This window comes from Microbacterium sp. NPDC055442, assembly GCF_053644215.1.
This window is the reverse complement of record NZ_JBSHLF010000003.1, coordinates 62,301-83,511: the sequence shown is the minus strand read 5'-3', so window position 1 is coordinate 83,511 and position 21,211 is coordinate 62,301. Positions and strand designations below refer to the sequence as shown.

Sequence of the window (21,211 nt, the reverse complement as noted above, 5' to 3'; positions counted from 1 at the left end):
CGCGTCGGGCAGACTCGACGGGTGAGCCTTCTTCCCCCGCCGGTCGGCACAGATCCGGATGCCGTGTACGACATGTTCGTCGAATGGGCGACCGACCGCGGGCTGACGCTCTATCCGGCGCAGGACGAAGCCGTCATGGAACTCGTCTCGGGCGCGAACGTCGTGCTGTCGACGCCCACCGGAACGGGCAAGTCGCTCGTCGCGGTGGCCGCCCACGCGGCATCCCTCGCCCGTGGCGGTCGCACGTACTACACGGCACCCATCAAGGCCCTCGTGAGCGAGAAGTTCTTCGCCCTCGTCGAGATCTTCGGCGCGACGAACGTGGGCATGGTGACCGGCGACTCGTCGGTGAACCCCGACGCGCCGATCGTGTGCTGCACGGCCGAGATCCTCGCCAACATCGCGCTGCGTCGAGGGCGCGATGCCGAGATCGACCAGGTCGTGATGGACGAGTTCCATTACTACGGCGACCCCGAGCGAGGATCGGCGTGGCAGGTGCCGCTGCTGATCCTCGAGCGCGCGCAGTTCCTGCTGATGTCGGCCACGCTCGGCGACGTCACGCCGATCGCCGACGACCTCACCCGTCGCACCGGCCGCCCGACGGCGCTCGTGACGGGCGTCGAGCGTCCCGTGCCGCTGCACTTCTCGTACTCGCGCGAACCTGTGCCCGAGGTCGTGCAGAACCTGCTCGACGAACGCGAGACGCCCGTCTACATCGTGCACTTCTCGCAGGCGGCGGCGCTCGAACGCGCGCAGGCCCTGGTCAACACCAAGATCGCTTCGCGCGAGCAGCGCGACGCGATCGCTGAGGCGCTCGGTGCGTTCCGGTTCAACACGGGCTTCGGCAAGACGCTCTCGCGCCTCGTGCGGGCGGGGATCGGCGTGCATCACGCGGGCATGCTGCCCCGTTATCGCCGGCTCGTCGAGACTCTCGCGCAGCAGGGACTGCTCAAGGTCATCTGCGGCACGGACACCCTCGGTGTGGGCATCAACGTGCCGATCCGCACCGTCATCGTGACGGCGCTGACGAAGTTCGACGGACAGCGGATGCGGCAGCTCTCGGCCCGGGAGTTCCACCAGATCGCTGGGCGCGCGGGCCGGGCGGGCTTCGACACGCACGGCAACGTCATCGTCATGGCGCCGGAGTGGGAGATCGAGAACGCCGCGGCGCTGCGCAAGGCCGGCGACGACGCCGCCAAGCGCAAGAAGATCGTGCGCAAGAAGGCGCCGATGGGCACCGTCAACTGGGGTGAGGGCTCGTTCGACCGGCTCGTCGCGGCCTCGCCCGAGCCCCTCGTGCCGCACCTGCAGCTGACGGCTGCGATGCTCATCAACGTCATCGCGCGCGGAGGCGACGTGTTCGGCAACGTGCGCTCGCTCGTCTTCGACAACCACGAGCCCCGCGCGCGCCAGTACGCCCTCGCGCGCCGCGCGCTCGCGATCTTCCGCACGCTCGTGACGGCGGGCGTCGTGCAGGCGGGGCCTTCCGGTATCGCCCTCACGGTCGATCTGCAGCCCAACTTCGCGCTCAACCAGCCGCTGTCGCCGTTTGCGCTCGCCGCGATCGGGCTGCTGTCGCCCGACGACGACCGTCCGGTGGGCGGTGCGGGTGCAGCATCCGCCGTCAACCTCGGAGAGTCGCGCGAAGTTCGCAGCGACGCGGACGAATCCTCCGAGGCACGCGCGGATCTCCGAACCTCGTCGAGCCCATCCGGCGTGGGCACGGGCCACTACGCGCTCGACGTGCTGAGCGTCATCGAGTCGACCCTCGACGATCCGCGCGCGATCCTGTCGCAGCAGGAGCACCGCGCCCGCGGCGAGGCGATCGGCGCGATGAAGCGCGACGGCATCGAGTACGACGAGCGGATGGCGCTGGTCGAGCAGATCACCTATCCCAAGCCGCTCGCCGACCTGCTCACGCAGGCGTTCGAGACGTTCGCCTCGTCGCAGCCGTGGGTCCTCGATTTCGAGCTGTCGCCGAAGTCGGTCGTGCGCGACATGTACGAGCAGGCGCTGTCGTTCGGCGAGTTCGTCTCGCTCTACGACCTGACGCGCAGCGAAGGCCTCGTGCTGCGCTACCTGTCGGATGCGTACCGGGCCGTGCGGCAGACGGTGCCGGCCGAGGCGCGCACCGACGATCTCGACGACCTCGTCGAGTGGCTCGGCGAGCTCGTGCGCCAGGTCGACTCGTCGCTCGTCGACGAGTGGGCCGCGCTCGTCGATCCGGTCGCGGCGGGCGAGGCGCCCGTTCTTCCGCCCGCGCCCCCGTCGATCCTGACCAACCGCCGGGCGTTCACGGTGCTCGTGCGTAACGAACTCTTCCGGCGTGTGCAGCTGGCCGCGCTGCAGCGCGACGACGCCCTCGTCGAACTCGATCCCGACGTCGACTGGCCCGCCGTGCTCGATGCGTACTACGAGGAGCACGACGAGATCCTCACGGGCGGTCCCGCGCGCTCGCCGCGGCTGTGCGCGATCGACGAGACCTCCGCCGAGGGTCGCTGGCTCGTCGAGCAGACGATCGACGATCCCGCCGGGAACCACGACTGGAGGATCCGCGCCGAGGTCGACCTGGCAGCATCCGTCGAAGCGGGCGCCGCCGTCGTGCGGGTCACCGAGGCGGTGCGGCTGTAGCGACCCCCTGTGCGAAAGGGGGGTGCCGCGAGCGCGTCGCGCGCAATACCGTAACGGCATGGCCGCATACTTCGGGTTCCTGAGGGCCATCAATCTCGGCCCCACGCGCAAGTTCTCCAAAGCCGACATCAGCCGGGTCGTCACGGATGCCGGTTTCGACGACGCCGAGACCCACATCAACACCGGAAACGTGCGGTTCACGACGTCGATGCGCTCGCTCGCGCGCATCGAGCAGACCCTCGAGCGGGCCTTTCTCGCCGATCGCGGATTCGAGGTGCCCACGATCGCGTTCCGGCCGACCGAGTTCGCCGGCATCGCGACGGATGCCGCCGAGCTGGCCGCCGCCCACCCGCGCGCGATCCGCCACTACGTCTCGCTGATGAGGTCTGCGCCGCAGCCGGCGGTGGCGGCCGACATCGAGGCGACGTCGACGGAGGCGGGGAGCGTCTACGTGCGTGGGCGTGCCGTGCACGCGCTGCTCGTGCCGGGCTACGAAGACGCCGACGTGCCGGCGCTGCGCGCCGCGAAGCTGCTGGGCGTCAGCACGACCCGCAACGCCACCGTCGTCGCGGCCATCGCGGCGAAGTGGTGCTGAGTCCCCTTCCACAGGCGGGGCCGGGCGTCGGCGGCCATGGCTACGCTGGAAGGATGTCCCGCGAAGCCGAGCCCGCCGCGTCGTTCGCGACGGCGGACGCGGCCACCGATCCCTACGCCGACCTCGCGTGGGATCCCGACGAGTTCGCCCCGCCGCCCGACGGCGACGAACCCCCGTACGGGCTCGACGTGCCCTTCGCCGACCCCTTCGCCGGCACGTCGCGGCGGGATTTCACGGGCACCGACCCCGGGGTCGTCCTCAAGGAGGTCTTCGGCTACGACGCGTTCCGCGGCGACCAGGGCGGGATCGTCGAGCACGTCGTCGGGGGAGGCGACGCCGTCGTGCTGATGCCCACGGGCGCCGGCAAGAGCATCACCTACCAGGTGCCCGCGCTGGTGCGGCCGGGCACGGGGCTCGTCGTGAGTCCCCTCATCGCGCTCATGCACGACCAGGTCGACGCGCTCGTGGCCAACGGCGTGCGCGCGGCCTATCTCAATTCGACGCAGGCGCCGGCCGAGCGTGCGGCGGTCGAGCGGGCGTATCTCGCGGGCGAGCTCGACCTGCTCTACGTCGCGCCCGAGCGCCTGTCGGGGCCGGCCACGACGAAGCTGCTGCAGCGCGGGCGACTGAGCGTGATCGCGATCGACGAGGCGCACTGCGTGTCGCAGTGGGGGCACGACTTCCGGCCCGATTACCTCGCGCTGGGCGACCTCCACGAGCGATTCCCCGGTGTGCCGCGCATGGCGCTGACGGCGACGGCCACCCGCGAGACGCACCGCGAGCTGACGCAGCGACTGCACCTGCCCGAGGCACAGCACTTCGTCGCGAGCTTCGACCGCCCCAACATCCAGTACCGGATCGAGGCCAAGGTCGACCCGCGGCGTCAGCTGGTCGCCTTCATCCGGTCTCTCGGCGCGGGCGCCGACGAGTCGCAGCCGGCGGGCATCGTCTATGCCCTGAGCCGCAAGTCGGTCGAGCAGATGGCTGAGTTCCTGCAGACGCAGGGCATCGACGCGCTGCCCTACCACGCGGGGCTGCCGGCCGAGGTGCGCGCGGCGAACCAGTCCCGCTTCCTGCGCGACGACGGCGTCGTCATGGTCGCGACGATCGCCTTCGGCATGGGGATCGACAAGCCCGACGTCCGGTTCGTCGCGCACATCGACCTGCCGAAGTCGGTCGAGGGGTACTACCAGGAGACGGGCCGCGCGGGCCGTGATGGAGCGGCATCCATCGTCTGGATGGCCTACGGGCTCGGCGATGTCGTGCAGCAGCGGCGCCTCATCGATCAGAGCCCCGGCGATCGTGCGTTCAAGATGCGGCTCGGTCAGCACCTCGACGCGATGCTCGCGCTGTGCGAGACGGTCGGATGCCGCCGGCAGAATCTTCTCGGATACTTCGGTGAAGACTCCGCTCCGTGCGGCAACTGCGACACGTGCCTCGAAGCGCCCGACACGTGGGACGGACTCATCCCCGCCCAGAAGCTGCTGTCGACGATCGTGCGGCTGCAGCGCGAGCGCGGTCAGGCCTACGGCGCCGGGCATCTGATCGACATCCTGCGCGGCGCATCGACCGATCGCATCCGCCAGCAGGGGCACGACGCCCTGTCGACCTACGGCCTGGGCGCCGACCTGTCAGACCAGGACTGGCGCAGCGTCGTCCGCCAGCTGCTCGCACGCGGCATCCTCGTGGCTCGCGGCGAGTACGGCACGCTCGCGCTCGGTGAGCCCGCGTCGGGCGTGCTGCGCGGCGAGGCGCCCGTGCCGCTGCGTCGCGATGTGCTCGGTCGCGGCGCCGCACCCGCGCGGCTGCGCAAGAGCTCGGCGCCCGTCGACGTCGCCGAAGGCGACCGCGACCTGTTCGAGGCGCTGCGTGCCTGGCGTGCGGGCGTATCGAAGGAGCTCGGGGTTCCGGCCTACATCGTGTTCGGCGACGCGACCCTGCGCGCGCTCGCCGAGCGTCGTCCCGCTGCGCTCGCCGACCTCGACGGCATCACCGGCATCGGCGCGAAGAAGCGCGAGGCCTACGGCGACGCCGTGCTCGCCGTCGTCGCCGGCGCCTGACGCCGGCCGCGTCGCGCTCGCTGCACGCGTCGCGCTTGCCGCGCGCGTCGCCCTCCGCGCGCGCCGGCGGCCGCGGCGCGCGCCCGGGTCCCACCATGACCGCGAGACTGCAACGGCACGCCGAGAACGTGGGTTTCACCCGCAGTCTCGGCCGCCGGTTGCAGTCTCGCGGTCAATCGCGGGGGGTCTGACGGTCGGGACGGTCGGGGTCCTCACCCTCGGCCTGCGACGGGCGGCCGGTCGGCTCGGCTCGACCCTGGTCGGGGCGGTCGGGGTCTTCGCCTTCGGCTTGCGACGGCTTCTCGGTGTCGCGATTCATCGGATGCTCCCTCCTCGAGCGATGCTGCAACGATGCGCGCGACCGGGGCAGCACGGCAGGGGGTTGCTCTCGCCGGGTGGGTCGTGCTGTCGGGACCGCACAACCGGCCTGGACGGCGTCCGAACCTCGAGTTGTGGCATCCCGCCAATGGGGTTGGCTCTCACTTGTGGAAGTTCTACGGTTGAGAGAGATTTTGCTGCTGCACGAGAGGTGATACTCCATGGCTGATGCCGTCGTCCGGTCCACGAAGCCCGCCACGAGCAAGCGCACGCCTGCCGGCGGCGCGCCGACCGCCGCGCACACGGCGGCCGAGGCGTCCGAACCGCGCATCGACACGTCGGCGGTCACCGATCTGCTGCTGGGCACCTGGGCCGACACCCGCCGCACCGCCCGCGCCATGATCAAGGACCCCGTGTTCTGGCAGATCCCCGGCATGCCCATGGCCGAGCACCGCGAGCGCGTGCTCACCCAGCTGCACCTGCTGGTCGACAACGGTGCATCCGGTCGGGCATACCCCGAGGAGTACGGCGGCAACGCCGACAACGGCGCGAACATCTCGGGCTTCGAAGAGCTCGTGCTCGCCGACCCGAGCCTGCAGATCAAGGCGGGCGTGCAGTGGGGGCTGTTCGGGTCGGCGATCCACCAGCTCGGCACGAAGAAGCACCACGACCTGTGGCTCGAAGGCGCCATGAACCTCGAGATCCCGGGCGCGTTCGCGATGACCGAGACGGGGCACGGTTCCGACGTCGCCGCGATCGGCACGACGGCGACGTACGACCCCGAGGCCGAGGAGTTCGTCATCCACACGCCGTTCCGCGGCGCCTGGAAGGACTACCTCGGCAACGCCGCCCTGCACGGCAAGGCCGCGACGGTCTTCGCGCAGCTCATCACGGGCGGCGTCAACTACGGCGTGCACTGCTTCTTCGTGCCGCTGCGCGATGACGAGGGCGGCTTCCTGCCGGGCATCGGCGGAGAAGACGACGGCGTCAAGGGCGGCCTCAACGGCATCGACAACGGCCGCCTGCACTTCGATCACGTGCGCATCCCGCGCGAGAACCTGCTCAACCGCTACGGCGACGTGGCGGCCGACGGCAGCTACTCGAGCGACATCGCGAGCCCCGGCCGCCGCTTCTTCACGATGCTCGGCGCCCTCGTGCAAGGACGCGTCTCGCTCGACGGCGCGGCGACCACCGCGACGGCGCTCGCGCTCACGATCGCGATCACCTACGGAAACCAGCGCCGCCAGTTCGACTCGGGCAGCGGCACCGACGAGGTCGTGCTGCTCGACTACGGCAAGCACCAGCGCCGCCTGCTGCCGCTGCTCGCCCAGAACTACGCGCAGTTCTTCGCGCACGATGAGCTGCTGCGAAAGTTCGACAGCGTCTTCTCGGGCCGCAACGACACCCCGGACGAGCGCGAAGATCTCGAAACGCTCGCCGCCGCTCTCAAGCCGCTGTCGACGTGGAACGCCCTCTCGACCGTGCAGGAGGCGCGCGAAGCCTGCGGCGGCGCCGGCTACCTCGCCGAGAACCGCATGGTGAACCTGCACCAGGATCTCGACGTCTATGCGACGTTCGAGGGTGACAACAACGTGCTGCTGCAGCTCGTCGGCAAGCGTCTGCTGTCCGATTACGCCAAGCAGTTCAAGAACAAGGATGCCGCGGCTCTCGCCCGTTTCGCCGTCGGGCAGACGGCGGGCAAGGTCTTCCACGGGGCGGGCCTGCGTCAGTTCGGGCAGGCCGTCGCCGACTTCGGTTCGACGGCGCGGTCCGTCGAATTGGGACTGCGCGCCGATCAGCAGCACGAGCTGCTCGCGGGTCGCGTTCAGCAGATGGTCGCCGATGTCGCGGGGCGTCTGCGTCCGGCGTCGAAGCTCCCGGCCCCCGAAGCGGCCGACCTGTTCAACCAGAACCAGGCCGCGCTCATCGAGGCGGCGCGCGCGCACGGTGAGCTGCTGCAGTGGGAGGCCTTCACCGATGGCATCAACGAGCTGACCGACACGTCGACGCAACAGGTGCTCACGTGGCTGCGCGACCTGTTCGGGATGCACCTGATCGAGAAGCACCTCGCGTGGTATCTGATCAACGGTCGGCTGTCGGCTCAGCGCGCAGCATCCGTCTCTCGGTACATCGACCGGCTGGCGGCGCGGTTGCGTCCGCACGCGCAGGATCTCGTCGAGGCGTACGGGCTCGAGCCCGAGCACGTGCGGGCCCCGATCGCGTCGGGTGCCGAGCGCGAGCGTCAGGACGAGGCCCGCGACTATTACGCCGCGCTGAAGGCTTCGGGGGCGGCGTCGGTCTCCGAGAAGTCGCTCAAGAAGAAGAAGAAGTAGTCACGCCCGAACGTCGGCGATGACCTCGAGCATGCCGCGCAGCGGTGCCCGAAGCGCGCGCACGCGCAGCAGCGGGAGCGAGAGGCGCAGCAGGCGAAGCCCGTGTTCGAGCAGACGCTCGGTGCGCTGCCGGGTCGGTGTGGAGTCGTAGACCCAGAACAGGGTCAGCAGCAGGTGCGCGAGCAGGAGCGCTTCGGGCAGGCGCTCTTCGAGATCGGTGGGGAGTCTGCGACGTGCGCCGACGAGCGCGTCGCGGAACAGCCCCACGACGACTTCGCGCGATGGCCGGGACTCCTCGGACAGGGGGTTGATCGACGCCTTCGGCGACACGGCGGCCGAGAGGAACTCCGGCGCAGACGCGTGATACGGCTCGAGTACCGCGAGCCCCGTGCGGTAGACGATGGCGAGGCGCGCGACGAGGTCGTCCTCATCGGCCAAGAGGGGGCGAGCCGCCGCTTCGTGCTCGCGTTGCACCTCGAGGTAGAGCTCCTGCACGAGGCCGTTCTTGTTGGAGAAGTGGTAGTTGGTCGTGCCGACCGAGACGCCGGCCTCGTTCGCGATGAGCCGGATCGTCGTGGCGTCGTACCCACGCTCGCGGAAAGAGCGCAGCGCGATCTCGCTGAGCAGCGCGCGCGTGCGCTCGCTCTTCTGTGTGGGTGCGGTCATCGCGGCATCCTCTCGGGATCGGTCAGGGGCACGTGCGCGAAGGTGAAGGACCCGGCGTAGCGGAAGACGTCGCCGAGGAGCGGCATCCGAATTCTCACATCGACATGCTGGATGCCGCCGGCCCAGCGCTCCCGGACGCTGACGCGCGCCCAGTGGGGGAGCGGGATGCGCAGACGCCGGAGGTGGAGCGCGAGCCGTTCGGACGACAGGTGGAGTTCGCCGTCGACGACGCGGATGCCGAGGGTGACTTCGAGTCCGCCGCGGCGACCCAGTCGGTCGCGGAGTCGCTCGCCGTCGGCGGTCATGCGGTCGCACATGCGGCGGGTGCGGCGGGTGCGGCGGGGAAAGTCGAAGGTGCGCGTCGCGCTCAGCGAGCCATCGGGCTCAGCGATGTTCACGACCGTGAAGGGCACATCGCGGACGAAATCGGGGAAGAGGATGCCGCGCCACGCCATCATCGCGAAGACGGGGCGCAGCCACGCGATGCGCGATCCGGCGACGGAATATATGCCGCTACCGACACCTGCCGTGCCCGTCGGGATCGCACCGAAGTACGCGTGCAGACCCGGATCGAGCTGGGAGAACCGCGATCCGAGCGCCTGCTGGTAGATCGATGGTGTCGCCACGGCCTCAGGTTAGCGTAATCTGAACATGTTCAGTTATGCGGAAGGCGATCAGGATGCAGCCTCGTGTCGTCATTGCGGGTGCGACGGGATTCGTCGGTGAGCGCGTCGCGGAAGCATTCGCGGCCGACGGGTACCGTGTCGACACGATGGGGAGGACGGCCGCCGTCACGTGGGGGGACGACGCCGCGATCGCACGTCTCGTCGACGGCGCCGATGTCCTGATCAACCTCGCCGGCAAGTCGGTCGACTGCCGGTACGTCGACGCGAACCGCGATGAGGTCTACCGGTCGCGCATCGCCACGACGCGCGCGCTTCGTGAGGCCGTCGCGGCTGCCGTCCGGCCGCCGCATGTGTGGTTCAACGCCTCGACGGCGACGATCTACCGCCACACGATGGATCGGCCGAACGCAGAGGCCGACGGTGCTCTGGGCTCGGGCTTCTCGGTCGACGTCGCGCGGGACTGGGAACGGGAGTTCTTCGCGGGCGATCTTCCCCAGACAAGGCGCGTGGCGCTGCGCATGGCGATCGTGCTGGGAGACGGGCCCGCGACGCGGATGCTGGCGACTCTTGCGCGCGTGGGACTCGGTGGCCCGCACCTCGATGGGTGGTGGCCGCAGCATCGTCGCTACCGGGGCATCGGTCCTACGCCGAGCGGCGACGGGCGTGCTCCGCACCATGACACGCGCGGACGGCAGCGCTTCAGCTGGATCCACATCGACGATGTCGTCGGCGCGGTCCGGTTCTTGCGTGACCATGACGACATCGACGGCGTGGTCAATCTCGCCAGTCCGATCGCGTCGGACAACCGTGAGCTGATGGCGACCCTGCGCCGTGTCGTGGGGGTGCCGTTCGGCATGCCGATCCCACGGTGGATGCTCGAGCCGGCGATGTGGGTGCTGCGAACCGAGCCCGAACTCGTGCTCAAGAGCCGGTGGGTGACGCCGGAGCGTTTGCTTCGCGCGGGCTTCGGGTTCGCGCACGTCGATCTCGAAGGGGCTCTTCGGGTGTCGCTGTCTCGCCCGTGATCCCGCTGGGTCTCTCGCTGGTGTCGCTGTTCGTTGCCGTCAGAAGGGTGGGGGTTCGGTGGAGGTGAATCCGGTGGGTGTGGTGACTTCGACGGTGCCGTTGTCGCGGGTGCGGTAGGCGAGCTTGGTGTGATGTCGGTGGGTGTGGTCGGGTGGGCAGAGGGGGCGGAGTTGGCGGATGTTGGTGGGTCCGCCGTGTGCCCAGGGGGTGGTGTGGTCGATGTCGGCGTCGAGGGCGAGGCGGGTGCAGCCGTCGCGGGCGCAGGTGCCGTGTTGGAGGGTGAGCCAGTCGCGTTGGGCGGTGGTGGGTCGGTAGGTGCGGCGGTCCATGTCGAGGATGACGCCGGAGATCGGGTCGGTGATGATCCGGTGGAAGGCGTTGGTGTCGAGGAAGATCTGTTTCGCCGCGAGGGGTGACAGGGGCCCGTGTCCGACGATGGTGGCGCTCTCACCGAGACCCGCGCGGACATCCACGCCGGCACCCGTGCCGGCGCCGACACCGGCCTGATCACCGTCGCCCGCGCCAGCATCGGCCTGCTCGACGCCGTTCGCCTGGCTGCCACTGGCGAGGAGGGTGGCGGGGATGGTGACGAACACTTTGGTTTTGACGGCGGTGGGGGTGCCGGTGCCGCGGGCCCAGGCGGAGAGCAGGTCGGCGCGGATCTGGTCGCGGGATCGGGTTTCGCGGGTGTCTTTGGCCAGGTGCTTCGCGGTCGCTGTCAGGCGGCGTTTGATCGCGATCGCATCGATCGAGGGCACCAGGGCGGATACCCATGCCATGCCGTCGCCGACGTGTTCGACCAGGACCTTGCGATCCCGCAGCGCCGCGGTGTGCCGGGCGTCAGCGGTGCGGGCATCGAGGGTGTCCAGCAGGCGGGCCAGGCGGGACCGGAACCCGGCCGGTGTGACGGTGACCGCCCATTCCTCGGCCCGGGAGTCCAGTTCGCGCAGCGCCGCCGCGGAGACGGCGCGTTCGTCATCGGAGGCTCCGAACGGGGGGAGCAGGCGGGCGGCGCCGGTGACGGCGGACTCCACGAGCGAGAGCGAGAGGAAGCCCTCTTCGGCACGCTGCCACAGCATCGGCAACCGGGTACGCGCGTCACGGACCAGCCGGGCCACATCCTGCACCGCCCGCTCGGACAGCTGCAGCCGCAACGCGATATCGACGATCACGGCACGCTCGGCCAGATTCGACCCCGCCCGGCCCTCGACCGACGTGTACACGTACGGGTGCCGCACCGCGGTATCGATCGCCTCGACGATACGACCCGCACGAAGAGCCAGACGACGATTCGCGTCCATATGGTCGGCCAGCGCAGCATCCAGAAGATGACCCAAGATCTCTTCCGCAGGCAGGCGCACCGGTGTCACTTCTTCGGGATACGGGTCCTCCGCCATGCCCCCAAGTGTAGTACAAAGCTACGATACAGGGAAGGGTTCACTCGAAAGGAAGTGCGAACAGAGGCATCGTAGAGTCGAACGATGACAGCCGACACGATGACGGGAGTCGACGGCCGTGCTCGGTGCGCGTGGGTCGGTGCGGACGCCGAGTACGCGCGCTACCACGACGAAGAATGGGGCGTGCCCCTGCACGGCGACCGGCGCTTGTTCGAGAAGATGGCGCTCGAGGGATTCCAGGCAGGGCTGTCGTGGATCACGATCTTGCGCAAGCGGCCGAGGTTTCGCGAGGTCTTCGCCGGGTTCGATCCGGCGGCCGTCGCGCAGTTCGATGAGCGCGACGTCGAACGGCTCATGGCCGATGCGGGCATCATCCGCAATCGCGCCAAGATCGAGGCCACGATCTCGAACGCGCGGATCGTGAGCGAGATGGATGCCGGTGAACTCGACGCGCTGATGTGGTCCTTCGCGCCCGAGCCGGGCACGCGTCCCGACTCCCTCGCCGACGTTCCCGCGATCACCGCCGAGTCGACGGCGCTGAGCAAGGAGCTGCGCCGTCGCGGCTTCCGGTTCGTCGGCCCGACGACGATGTACGCACTCATGCAGTCCGCCGGCATGGTCGACGACCACGTCATCGGCTGCTGGCGCGCTCTCCCCTGACAGCGAGACCGCATCCGCACGCCGAGACCGTGGGTAAACCCCGCAGTCTCGTCGTGCCGTTGCAGTCTCGCGGTCACGTGGTCGAACCCACGCGGCGGGCGCGGACCCACGGGTGGGCGCGGGCGCGGACCCACGCGGCGGGCGCGGGCCGGAGCCGTATGGCGGGCGCGGGCCGGACCCGTGCGGCGGTCGCGGGCCGGAGCCGTGCGGCGGTCGCGGGCCGGACCCGTACGGCCGACCACGGGCCGTCCCGCACGGCCGACCCGCACGGTCGACCCGCACGGCCGACCCGCACGAATGAGGACGCGGAGTGTCCGGGGTGTGCGGCACAATGTAGCCGACTCGAGGGGGACCATGTCCGACAAGCACGTCGCCGATTCGCACGAAGTCATCCGCGTCACGGGAGCACGCGAGAACAACCTCAAAGATGTCAGCGTCGACATTCCCAAACGCCGCCTCACGGTCTTCACGGGCGTGAGCGGCTCGGGCAAATCGTCGCTCGTGTTCGCCACGATCGCGAACGAATCGCAGCGCCTCATCAACGAGACCTACCCGACCTTCGTGCAGCAGTTCATGGGGCAGCTGAACCGCCCCGACGTGGATGCGCTCGAGAACATCAGCCCCGCGATCATCGTCGATCAGGAACGCATGGGTGCGAACTCGCGCTCGACCGTCGGCACGGCCACCGACGCGCAGGCGATGCTGCGGATCCTCTTCAGCCGGCTGGGCCAGCCGCACGTCGGCCCGCCCCAGGCATTCTCGTTCAACGTCCCCTCGGTCTCCGGCGCGGGCGCCGTGACGATCGAGAAGGCGGGCAAGCGCATCAAGGAGCGCAGGTCGTTCGAGATCACGGGCGGCATGTGCCCTGCCTGCGAGGGTCTCGGCGAGGCGAGCGACGTCGATCTCGACGAGCTCTTCGACCGCACGAAATCGCTCGCCGACGGCGCCATCACGATCCCGGGATACAACGTCGACGGATGGATGGTGAAGGGGTACACCGAGTCCGGGCTCCTGGATCCGACGAAGCCGATCGCCGACTACACCGAACAGGAGCTGCAGGACTTCCTCTACAAGGAGCCGACCAAGGTCAAGATGTCCGGCATCAACGTGACCTACGAGGGACTCGTCCCGAAGATCACGAAGTCGATGCTGCAGAAGGACCGTGACGCGCTGCAGCCGCACATCCGCGCGTTCGTCGAGCGCGCCGTGAAGTTCATGCCGTGTCCGGCATGCGGCGGGACGCGCCTCAACGACGGGGCGCGCTCGTCCAAGATCCGCGGGATCAGCATCGCGGATGCCGCGGCGATGCAGATCACGGATCTCGCTGCCTGGCTGCGCACGGTCGACGATCCCGAGGTCGCGCCGCTCATGGAGGGTCTGCGCAGCACGATCGACTCCTTCGTCGAGATCGGACTCGGGTACCTCTCGCTCGACCGCGCGTCGGGGACGCTGTCGGGCGGAGAGGCGCAGCGCACCAAGATGATCCGCCACCTCGGGTCATCGCTCACCGACATCACCTACGTCTTCGACGAGCCGACCGCGGGCCTGCACCCTCACGACATCCAGCGCATGAACGATCTGCTCCGGCAGCTGCGCGACAAGGGCAACACGGTGCTCGTCGTCGAGCACAAGCCCGAGGTGATCGAGATCGCCGACCACGTCGTCGACCTCGGTCCCGGCGCCGGCCGCGCCGGCGGCGAGATCCGGTACACGGGAGACGTCGCGGGGCTCCGCGCCTCGGACACGATCACGGGACGCCATCTCGACCACAGGGCACGGCTCAAGGACGCGGTGCGCACGCCGACCGGTGCGCTCGAGGTGCGCGGGGCGGCGCAGCACAACCTGAAGAACGTCGACGTCGACGTGCCGCTCGGGATCCTCACCGTCGTCACGGGTGTCGCCGGCTCCGGCAAGTCCTCGCTCATCCACGGCAACCTCCCCGCCTTCGACGACGTCGTCGTGGTCGACCAGGCGCCCATCAAGGGCTCACGCCGCTCGAGCCCCGCGACGTACACGGGCCTGCTCGACACGATCCGCTCGGCGTTCGCGAAGGCGAACGGCGTCAAGCCGGCCCTGTTCAGCGCCAACTCGCAGGGCGCGTGCCCCGCGTGCAAGGGACTCGGCGTCATCATCACGACGCTCGGCTTCACGCAGAGCGTCGAGACGCTGTGCGAGCTGTGCGACGGCACGGGCTTCAGCGACGACGTGCTGGAGTATCGGCTGGACGGCAAGAACATCGCCGAAGTGCTCGCGATGTCGGCATCCGAGGCGGCGGAGTTCTTCACGAAGGGACCGGCGCACACGGTGCTCGCACGCCTCATCGACGTGGGCCTCGGCTACATCACGCTCGGTCAGGCGCTCAACACGCTCTCGGGCGGAGAGCGGCAGCGACTCAAGCTCGCCATCTCGATGGCGAAGAAGGGGGCCGTCTACGTGCTCGACGAACCGACGACGGGCCTGCACCTCGCCGACGTCGACAACATGCTGGGGATGCTCGACCGGCTCGTCGAGGCGGGCAACTCGGTCATCGTCATCGAACACCACCAGGCGGTCATGGCGCACGCCGACTGGATCATCGACATCGGGCCGGGAGCAGGTCACGACGGCGGTCGAATCGTCTTCGAGGGCACGCCGGCCGACCTCGTGGCATCCGGTGACACCCTCACCGCGCGGCACTTGAAGGAGTACGTCGCGCGGTGACCGATGGGGAATCATCCCCATGTCCGCGATTCCCGGCTCGGAAAACCCCCGGTTAGGCTGATCCGGTCACTCGTCTGCGAGCGACCCGATGCATCGCGTCGGCAGTGCCCTCGGGGGAGGCCCATTCCATGAAGTCGGTCGCGTGGCTGCGCGCGCGTCCGCGCGCTTTCGCGTCGGCCGGTGTCGTGACGGCGTCGGCGGTCGCCCTCACGACGATGGCCTTCGTCTACCAGGGCTTTCCGACGACCGAAGTCGACCTGCACGACGGCGGGGTCTGGGTCACGAAGCAATCGAGCCTGCTGGTCGGCCACATCAATCACGAGTCCCAGGTGCTGGACGGCGGTCTGCGCACGACGACGAGCGACTACGACGTGCTGCAGTCCGGCGACACCGTCTTCCTCGTCAACGACACGGATGCGACCCTGACGACGATCGACCCCGCGATGGTCGTGCTCGCAGACTCCGCACCGCTGCCCGCCGGGGCGCAGACGGCACTCGGCGGCCCGACCGTCTCGATCCTCGACCCGGCCTCGGGCGATCTGTGGGTCGTGCCGGCGAAGGGCGTGGGTGCGTTCAAGGTGCAGGGCACGGACCCGACCGTCTCACTCGGCAAGGGCGCCGCGTCGACGGTCGGTGTCGACGGCACCGTCTACGGCGTCTCGGTCGAGACCTCTGAGCTCGTGACGATCCCGGTCGACCCGCAGGGCACGCCCGGCGACCCGCAGCGCTCCGCCCTCGACGGCATCGACACCACCAGCACCGCGAGCGTCACGGCCGTCGGCACGACCGCCGTCGTGCTCGACACCGCCTCCGGCACGATCTTCACGTCCGCCGGCCGGAGCACGGTTCTCGACGACGGCGACACCGCGGTGCTGCAGCATCCGTCCGCAGCGACGGATGCCGTGACGGTGGCGACCAGGTCAGCGCTCGTCCGCGTCCCGTTCGACGGCGCCGCACCGACGGTCGTCACGACGACCGCGGGCGCCCCTGCCGCGCCCGTTCACATGGAAGGCTGCGCGTACGGGGCGTGGGGTGGTTCGGGCGCGTTCGTGCGCGACTGCGTCGGCGAGGAGCACGACCTCCAGGCCGACATCGACGGCCTGGAGGACACGGCGGTGCTGCGGTTCCGCACGAACCGCGACGTTGTCGTGCTCAACGACATCGTCGGCGGCGCTGCATGGATGGCGAGCGCCAGCCTGCAGAGGGTCGACAACTGGAACGAAGTGACGCCGCCCGAGAGCGACGAGGAAGACAACGAAGAGACCACGGAGGAGTCGGTCGAGACGACGCTGCCCGAGCGAACCGACGTCAATACTCCGCCGGTCGCGAACGACGACGACTTCGGAGTGCGACCCGGTCGCACCACCGTGCTGCCGGTGCTCGACAACGACAGCGACGCCGACGGTGATGTGCTGACCGTCACCCTGCCCGAAGGCGACCCGGCGCTCGGAACCGTGCAGCCGGTCAACAACGGCGCCGGTCTGCAGATCGCCGTGCCCGAGGATGCGACCGGCGGGGACTCCTTCACGTATCGGGTCGATGACGGTCGCGGGGGGACAGCCACCGCGACGGCGCGGCTGAGCGTCCACGGGTGGGACGTCAACGCGGCCCCCGTGCAGAAGCGGATCACGGCGGTGACCGTCGAGTCCGGCGGCACCGTGTCGTACAACGTGCTGCCCGACTGGATCGACCCCGACGGCGACGATGTGTACCTCGCCCTCGCGACGCCCGCGGAGGGCGATGAAGCGGACTTCACCTCGGACGGCCGGATCACCTACCGCGCGGTCGGCGGCACGCAGGGGCGCAAGGACGTCGTCGTGCTCGTCTCTGATGGCGACAAGGTCGCCGAGGGCATCGTCCGGTTCGACGTGCGCCCCGTCGGCTCGACCGTGCCGGTGACCAACGCCGATCACGTCGTCGTGCGGGCGGGCCAGACGGCGACGGTCGCCCCTCTCGTGAACGACACGAGCTCGAGCCGTGAGCCGTTGCGCTTGACGCGTGTCGACGAGGTGAAGAACGCGACGGTGATCCCGGACTTCGCCAACAAGACGTTCTCGTTCACCTCCGACATCCCGGACACCTACTACGTGCAGTACCTCGCGTCGGCGGGTGCCAACGGGGTTCCGGGGATCGTGCGCATCGACGTGCTCGACGAGGCCGACACCGACCGTGCGCCCGTCGCGGTGCGTGACATCGCGCTGCTGCCCAGCGGCGGTGATGTGCTCGTGAACGTGCTCGCGAACGACTCCGACCCCGCGGGCGGAATCCTCGTCGTGCAGTCGGTGACGGTCGAACCGGACAGCGGCATCGCCGTATCCGTGCTCAACCACGAGACGTTGCGGATCACCGATCAGGCGGCACTGGCGCAGCAGGTGCGCATCTCGTACCGCATCTCGAACGGCGCGAAGACGGCGGAGGGTGAGGTCATCGTCATCCCGGTGCCCGCGCCGGAGCAGCTGCGCCCCCCGGTCGCAAACGACGATCAGGTGATCGTGCGCGCGGGCGACGTCGTCACGATCCCCGTGCTCGACAACGACTACCACCCGAACGGCGACAGGCTGCGCGTCGCCCCCGACCTCGTGGCACCGCTGGTCGATCCCGCCGACGGCGAGATGTTCGTCACCGAGGACACGCTCCGCTTCCACGCCGGCGACGAACCCAAGACGGTCTACGCCACGTACGAGGCCGTCGATTCGACGGGACAGAAGGATGCCGGATACGTCACGATCCAGATCCTCCCGGTGAACGAGGAGACGAACACCGCTCCCCGGCCGCGCGACCTCACGGCCCGCGTCCTCAACGGCGCGAGAGTGAAGATCGCGGTGCCGCTGGACGGCATCGACCCCGACGGCGACTCGGTCGAACTCGTCGGCCTCGCCTCGGCGCCCGGCAAGGGCCGCATCGTCGAGGTGGGCGCCGACTACATCATGTACGAGGCGTTCGGAGACGCGGCGGGTCTCGATTCGTTCGCGTACCGCGTGCGCGACTGGCTCGGCAAAGAGGCCACGGCTCCCGTCCGGGTGGGCATCGCGCCCGCCGAGGCGGTGAACCAGGCGCCGTACGCCGTCAAGGACTCGATCATCATGCGACCCGGTCGCTCGGTCGCCGTGCCGGTGACCGCGAACGACTCCGATCCCGACGGTGATCCGTTCAGCCTCGTCCGCGACGGCCTCGTGGTCCCCGACGTGCCGGGCCTCACCGCGACGGTCCAGGGTCAGCGTGTCGTCGTCACCTCGCCCGACGAACCGATCGAAACGTCGATCCAGTACAAGATCCGAGACGCCCGCGGTGCCGAGGCGACCGCCGTCCTGCAGATCACCGTCGACGAGGACGTTCCGCTCTCGCGGCCCATCGCGCGCGACGACCGCGTCCCCACGGAGAAGATCGACGGCGGCACCGTCGATCTCGCGGTGCTCGACAACGACGAGGACCCGGACGGCACGAAGGATGCGCTGACGGTCGAGGTCGACGCGGGTGCAGCGCGTGTCCTGGCCGACGGCCGGGTGCGTGTGACCCTCGCCGACGAGCGCCAGCTGCTCAGCTACACCATCACCGATGCCGACGGGCTCTCGGCATCCGCTTTCATCTTCGTGCCCGCCCTCGGCACGCTGCCCCCGACGATCATCGACACGGGAGCCGTCGAGGTCGGCAGCGGCGAGACGATCGAGATCCTCCTCGCCGATCACGTGCGCACGTCGGACGGGAGCAAGGTCGTGATCACCGAGGCGGCCAAGGTGTCGGCCGGGCACTCGAACGGTGCATCCCTCGTGAAGGACCAGACGACGCTCGTCTACACATCGGCCGACCGCTACTTCGGACAGGACGCGATCAGCTTCGAGGTCACCACCGGCACCGGCCCCGACGACCCGAAGGGCATCAAGGCGCTGCTCACGATCCCCATCACGGTCCTCCCGCCGGAGAATCAGCAGCCCACGTTCGTCAACGGGCAGATCGATGTCGCACCCGGCGAGGATCCGGCGTCGCTCGATCTCGCCGCCCTCACGACCGATCCCGATCCCGGCGACGCGGACAAACTCCAGTTCACGCTCGTGGGCGGTGCGCCGAGCGGCTACACCGCCCGGATCGACGGCGGCACCCTCGCGGTCGGCGCGAGCGCCGGCACCCCCAAGGGATCGGGCGCGACGCTGAAGATCCGCATCACGGACGGCGAGACGGAGCCGATCGAAGGCGCCGTGAGCGTCAGGGTCACGGCATCCACGCGCCCGCTCGCCACGGCGAACGACGACACCGTGCCCGAGGCGCACCAGGGCAAGACGGTCAGCGTTCCCGTGCTGGCGAACGATTTCAACCCGTTCCCCGATCAGACGCTCACGGTCACGACGGTGACGCTCGAGACGGGTTCCGGTCGGTCCGAGATCGCGGGCGATCAGGTGCGCGTCACGCCCGATGCCGACTTCTTCGGCACGATGGTCGTGCGGTACCGGATTCAGGATGCGACGAAGGATGCCGATCGCGAGGTCGACGGTCGCATCCGCCTGACGGTGCAGGGTCGCCCTGATGCGCCGGGTACGCCCACCGTGTCGAGCGTGCAGGATCGCACGGTCGTGCTGTCGTGGAGCCCGCCGCCCAACAACGGCGCCGAGATCGAGAAGTACGTGGTCACCTCGACCGCGGGCGACTACACGAAGGACTGCACGGCGACGACGTGCACGCTGGACCGCCTCACCAACAATGTCGAGTACAACTTCACGGTCGTCGCGGTGAACCGGGTCGGCACATCCGATGCGTCTCCGACATCGGCGACGGCGCGACCGGATGCCCGCCCCGACACTCCGAACCCCCCGGCGCTCGTCTTCGGCGACCGCAGCCTGCAGGTGTCGTGGGTGACGCCGTCGACGCCGGGGTCACCCGTCGAGTCGTTCACGCTCGAGATCTCACCGGCCCCGCCGTCGGGGATCACGCAGAAGACGGGCCTCACCGGCACCTCCACGACGTGGGAAGGTCTCGAGAACGGCACGAACTACCAGGTGCGCGTGCGCGCCCACAACCGTGCGCCCGACCCGTCGAGCTGGAGCGCGTTCTCGGCCGGCATGGTGCCCGCGGCCCCGCCCTCGGCCGCTGCCGCGCCGACGACCTCCCGCCTGGACCCGGTCGGCGGGCAGGCGCAGATGCAGGTGGCGTGGGAGCCGCCCGCGGCGAACGGCGACGCGATCGACCAGTACCGGCTCAACGTCATCCGCGGCGGATCGGTCGTCAGCACGGTCACCAGCATCCCCGGCAGCGCCCGGTCGCAGGCGGTCGTGATGGCGGCATCCGAGACCGATTACACCTTCACGGTCGAGGCGCACAACAAGGCCGGCTGGGGCGCGGTCAGTCCCGCATCGGCTCCGCGCCGCGGGTTCACGCAGCTCGGAGCGCCGACGAACGTGCAGGCGACGACCCCCGCCGCCGACAGCCGCATCGTGGTCGACTACGGCGCCGCCGCCGGCAACGGCGCGCGGGCCGGCGAGATCGCCTACGAATACAACGTCGGAGGTGGCTGGCGCAGCGATTGGGACGGCCGCATCATCACGGCCGGCATCTCGAACAACTCCAGTTACACGGTGCAGGTGCGCGGCTACACGACGATCGACGGCGTCCGCTACGACGGTCCCCCCGCGTCGGCGCCCGCACAGGCCGCACCGTACGGTCCCGTGAACAACCCCGGGGTGTCCGCGCAGAACCTGGGCACCTCGGTGCGCGTCAACTGGTCGGCCCCCGCACCGAACGGGCGTGCGATCGCGGTGACCCAGATCAGCGTGAACAACGGCGGATGGCGTGATGTCGCCGCCAGCGGGTCGGAGACCCACGGCAACGGCTACCAGCAGACGCATTCGATCCAGGTGCGTTCGCGGGATGCCGCGGGCCAATGGTCGGCGGTCGTCTCGGCGAGTGCCCGGACCAACAACCCGCCCCCGCCGACGACCTGGTCCATCACACCGCCGCCGAACGGCACGTGCGTGCAGCCCGACTTCAACTACAGCCGGTTCACCAACGGCAACTGCTCCTCGTACTGGCTGCGCGCGAGCGACGGCCCGCAGACCGCGACGTGCTTCCGCGACTTGACCGGCTGGGCGGTCGAGGGCGACACGATCTGGTACTGGCTTTCCGGGCGTGGCGTGTACATGAGCCGCAAGGGCGTGAGCGGCAGCGCGTCGGGGATGCCGGCATGCTGACGGCCGCCGGCCCGGAGCCGACC

The 21,211-nt window shown here is 69.6% G+C and carries 12 protein-coding genes; 8 read left to right on the top strand and 4 right to left on the bottom strand.

The window, feature by feature from the left end; genetic code table 11:
- Positions 1-72: 72 nt before the first annotated feature.
- The 3 genes from ACWIBS_RS07630 to recQ are packed head-to-tail and all read left to right on the top strand — an operon-like array spanning position 73 to position 5,286.
- Positions 73-2,631, top strand: a complete 2,559-nt coding sequence (locus ACWIBS_RS07630) for a DEAD/DEAH box helicase (RefSeq protein WP_376130037.1) — start codon at positions 73-75, stop codon at positions 2,629-2,631.
- 58 nt (positions 2,632-2,689) lie between these two features.
- Positions 2,690-3,226, top strand: a complete 537-nt coding sequence (locus tag ACWIBS_RS07625) for a DUF1697 domain-containing protein (protein WP_376129967.1) — start codon at positions 2,690-2,692, stop codon at positions 3,224-3,226.
- A gap of 53 nt (positions 3,227-3,279) precedes the next feature.
- Complete coding sequence (gene recQ, locus ACWIBS_RS07620) at positions 3,280-5,286, top strand: DNA helicase RecQ (protein WP_376129964.1); 2,007 nt, start codon at positions 3,280-3,282, stop codon at positions 5,284-5,286.
- Between the two features lie 172 nt (positions 5,287-5,458).
- On the opposite strand, the gene ACWIBS_RS07615 is transcribed toward recQ, so the two are convergent.
- Positions 5,459-5,605: a hypothetical protein gene (locus tag ACWIBS_RS07615; RefSeq protein ID WP_376131467.1), complete on the bottom strand. Its 147-nt coding sequence runs from the start codon at positions 5,603-5,605 to the stop codon at positions 5,459-5,461.
- Between the two features lie 220 nt (positions 5,606-5,825).
- Between ACWIBS_RS07615 and ACWIBS_RS07610 the strand changes: the two genes are divergently transcribed.
- Positions 5,826-7,937 (top strand): acyl-CoA dehydrogenase family protein, encoded by a 2,112-nt coding sequence (locus ACWIBS_RS07610; RefSeq protein ID WP_376131470.1) that lies wholly within the window; start codon positions 5,826-5,828, stop codon positions 7,935-7,937.
- On the opposite strand, the gene ACWIBS_RS07605 is transcribed toward ACWIBS_RS07610, so the two are convergent.
- Together ACWIBS_RS07605 and ACWIBS_RS07600 are read right to left on the bottom strand one after the other, a co-directional pair.
- The gene (locus tag ACWIBS_RS07605; protein ID WP_376131473.1) at positions 7,938-8,603 is read right to left on the bottom strand and encodes a TetR/AcrR family transcriptional regulator; all 666 of its coding nucleotides are present in this window, start codon (positions 8,601-8,603) and stop codon (positions 7,938-7,940) included.
- Complete coding sequence (locus tag ACWIBS_RS07600) at positions 8,600-9,229, bottom strand: DUF4166 domain-containing protein (RefSeq protein ID WP_376131475.1); 630 nt, start codon at positions 9,227-9,229, stop codon at positions 8,600-8,602. The genes ACWIBS_RS07605 and ACWIBS_RS07600 overlap by 4 nt, the downstream gene beginning before the upstream one ends.
- A gap of 53 nt (positions 9,230-9,282) precedes the next feature.
- Between ACWIBS_RS07600 and ACWIBS_RS07595 the strand changes: the two genes are divergently transcribed.
- Positions 9,283-10,254 (top strand): epimerase, encoded by a 972-nt coding sequence (locus ACWIBS_RS07595; RefSeq protein ID WP_376131478.1) that lies wholly within the window; start codon positions 9,283-9,285, stop codon positions 10,252-10,254.
- A gap of 39 nt (positions 10,255-10,293) precedes the next feature.
- On the opposite strand, the gene ACWIBS_RS07590 is transcribed toward ACWIBS_RS07595, so the two are convergent.
- Positions 10,294-11,652, bottom strand: coding sequence for a DUF222 domain-containing protein (locus ACWIBS_RS07590; protein ID WP_454136734.1), 1,359 nt, complete (start codon positions 11,650-11,652; stop codon positions 10,294-10,296).
- Between the two features lie 84 nt (positions 11,653-11,736).
- Between ACWIBS_RS07590 and ACWIBS_RS07585 the strand changes: the two genes are divergently transcribed.
- The 3 genes from ACWIBS_RS07585 (at position 11,737) to ACWIBS_RS07575 (ending at position 21,188) form a co-directional block, all read left to right on the top strand.
- Complete coding sequence (locus tag ACWIBS_RS07585; protein WP_376128306.1) at positions 11,737-12,312, top strand: DNA-3-methyladenine glycosylase I; 576 nt, start codon at positions 11,737-11,739, stop codon at positions 12,310-12,312.
- Between the two features lie 354 nt (positions 12,313-12,666).
- The gene (locus ACWIBS_RS07580; protein ID WP_376128304.1) at positions 12,667-15,012 is read left to right on the top strand and encodes an ATP-binding cassette domain-containing protein; all 2,346 of its coding nucleotides are present in this window, start codon (positions 12,667-12,669) and stop codon (positions 15,010-15,012) included.
- 128 nt (positions 15,013-15,140) lie between these two features.
- Positions 15,141-21,188 carry an Ig-like domain-containing protein gene (locus ACWIBS_RS07575; RefSeq protein ID WP_376128303.1) on the top strand — a complete coding sequence of 2,016 codons (6,048 nt, stop codon included), beginning with the start codon at positions 15,141-15,143 and terminating at the stop codon, positions 21,186-21,188.
- Positions 21,189-21,211 lie beyond the last annotated feature (23 nt).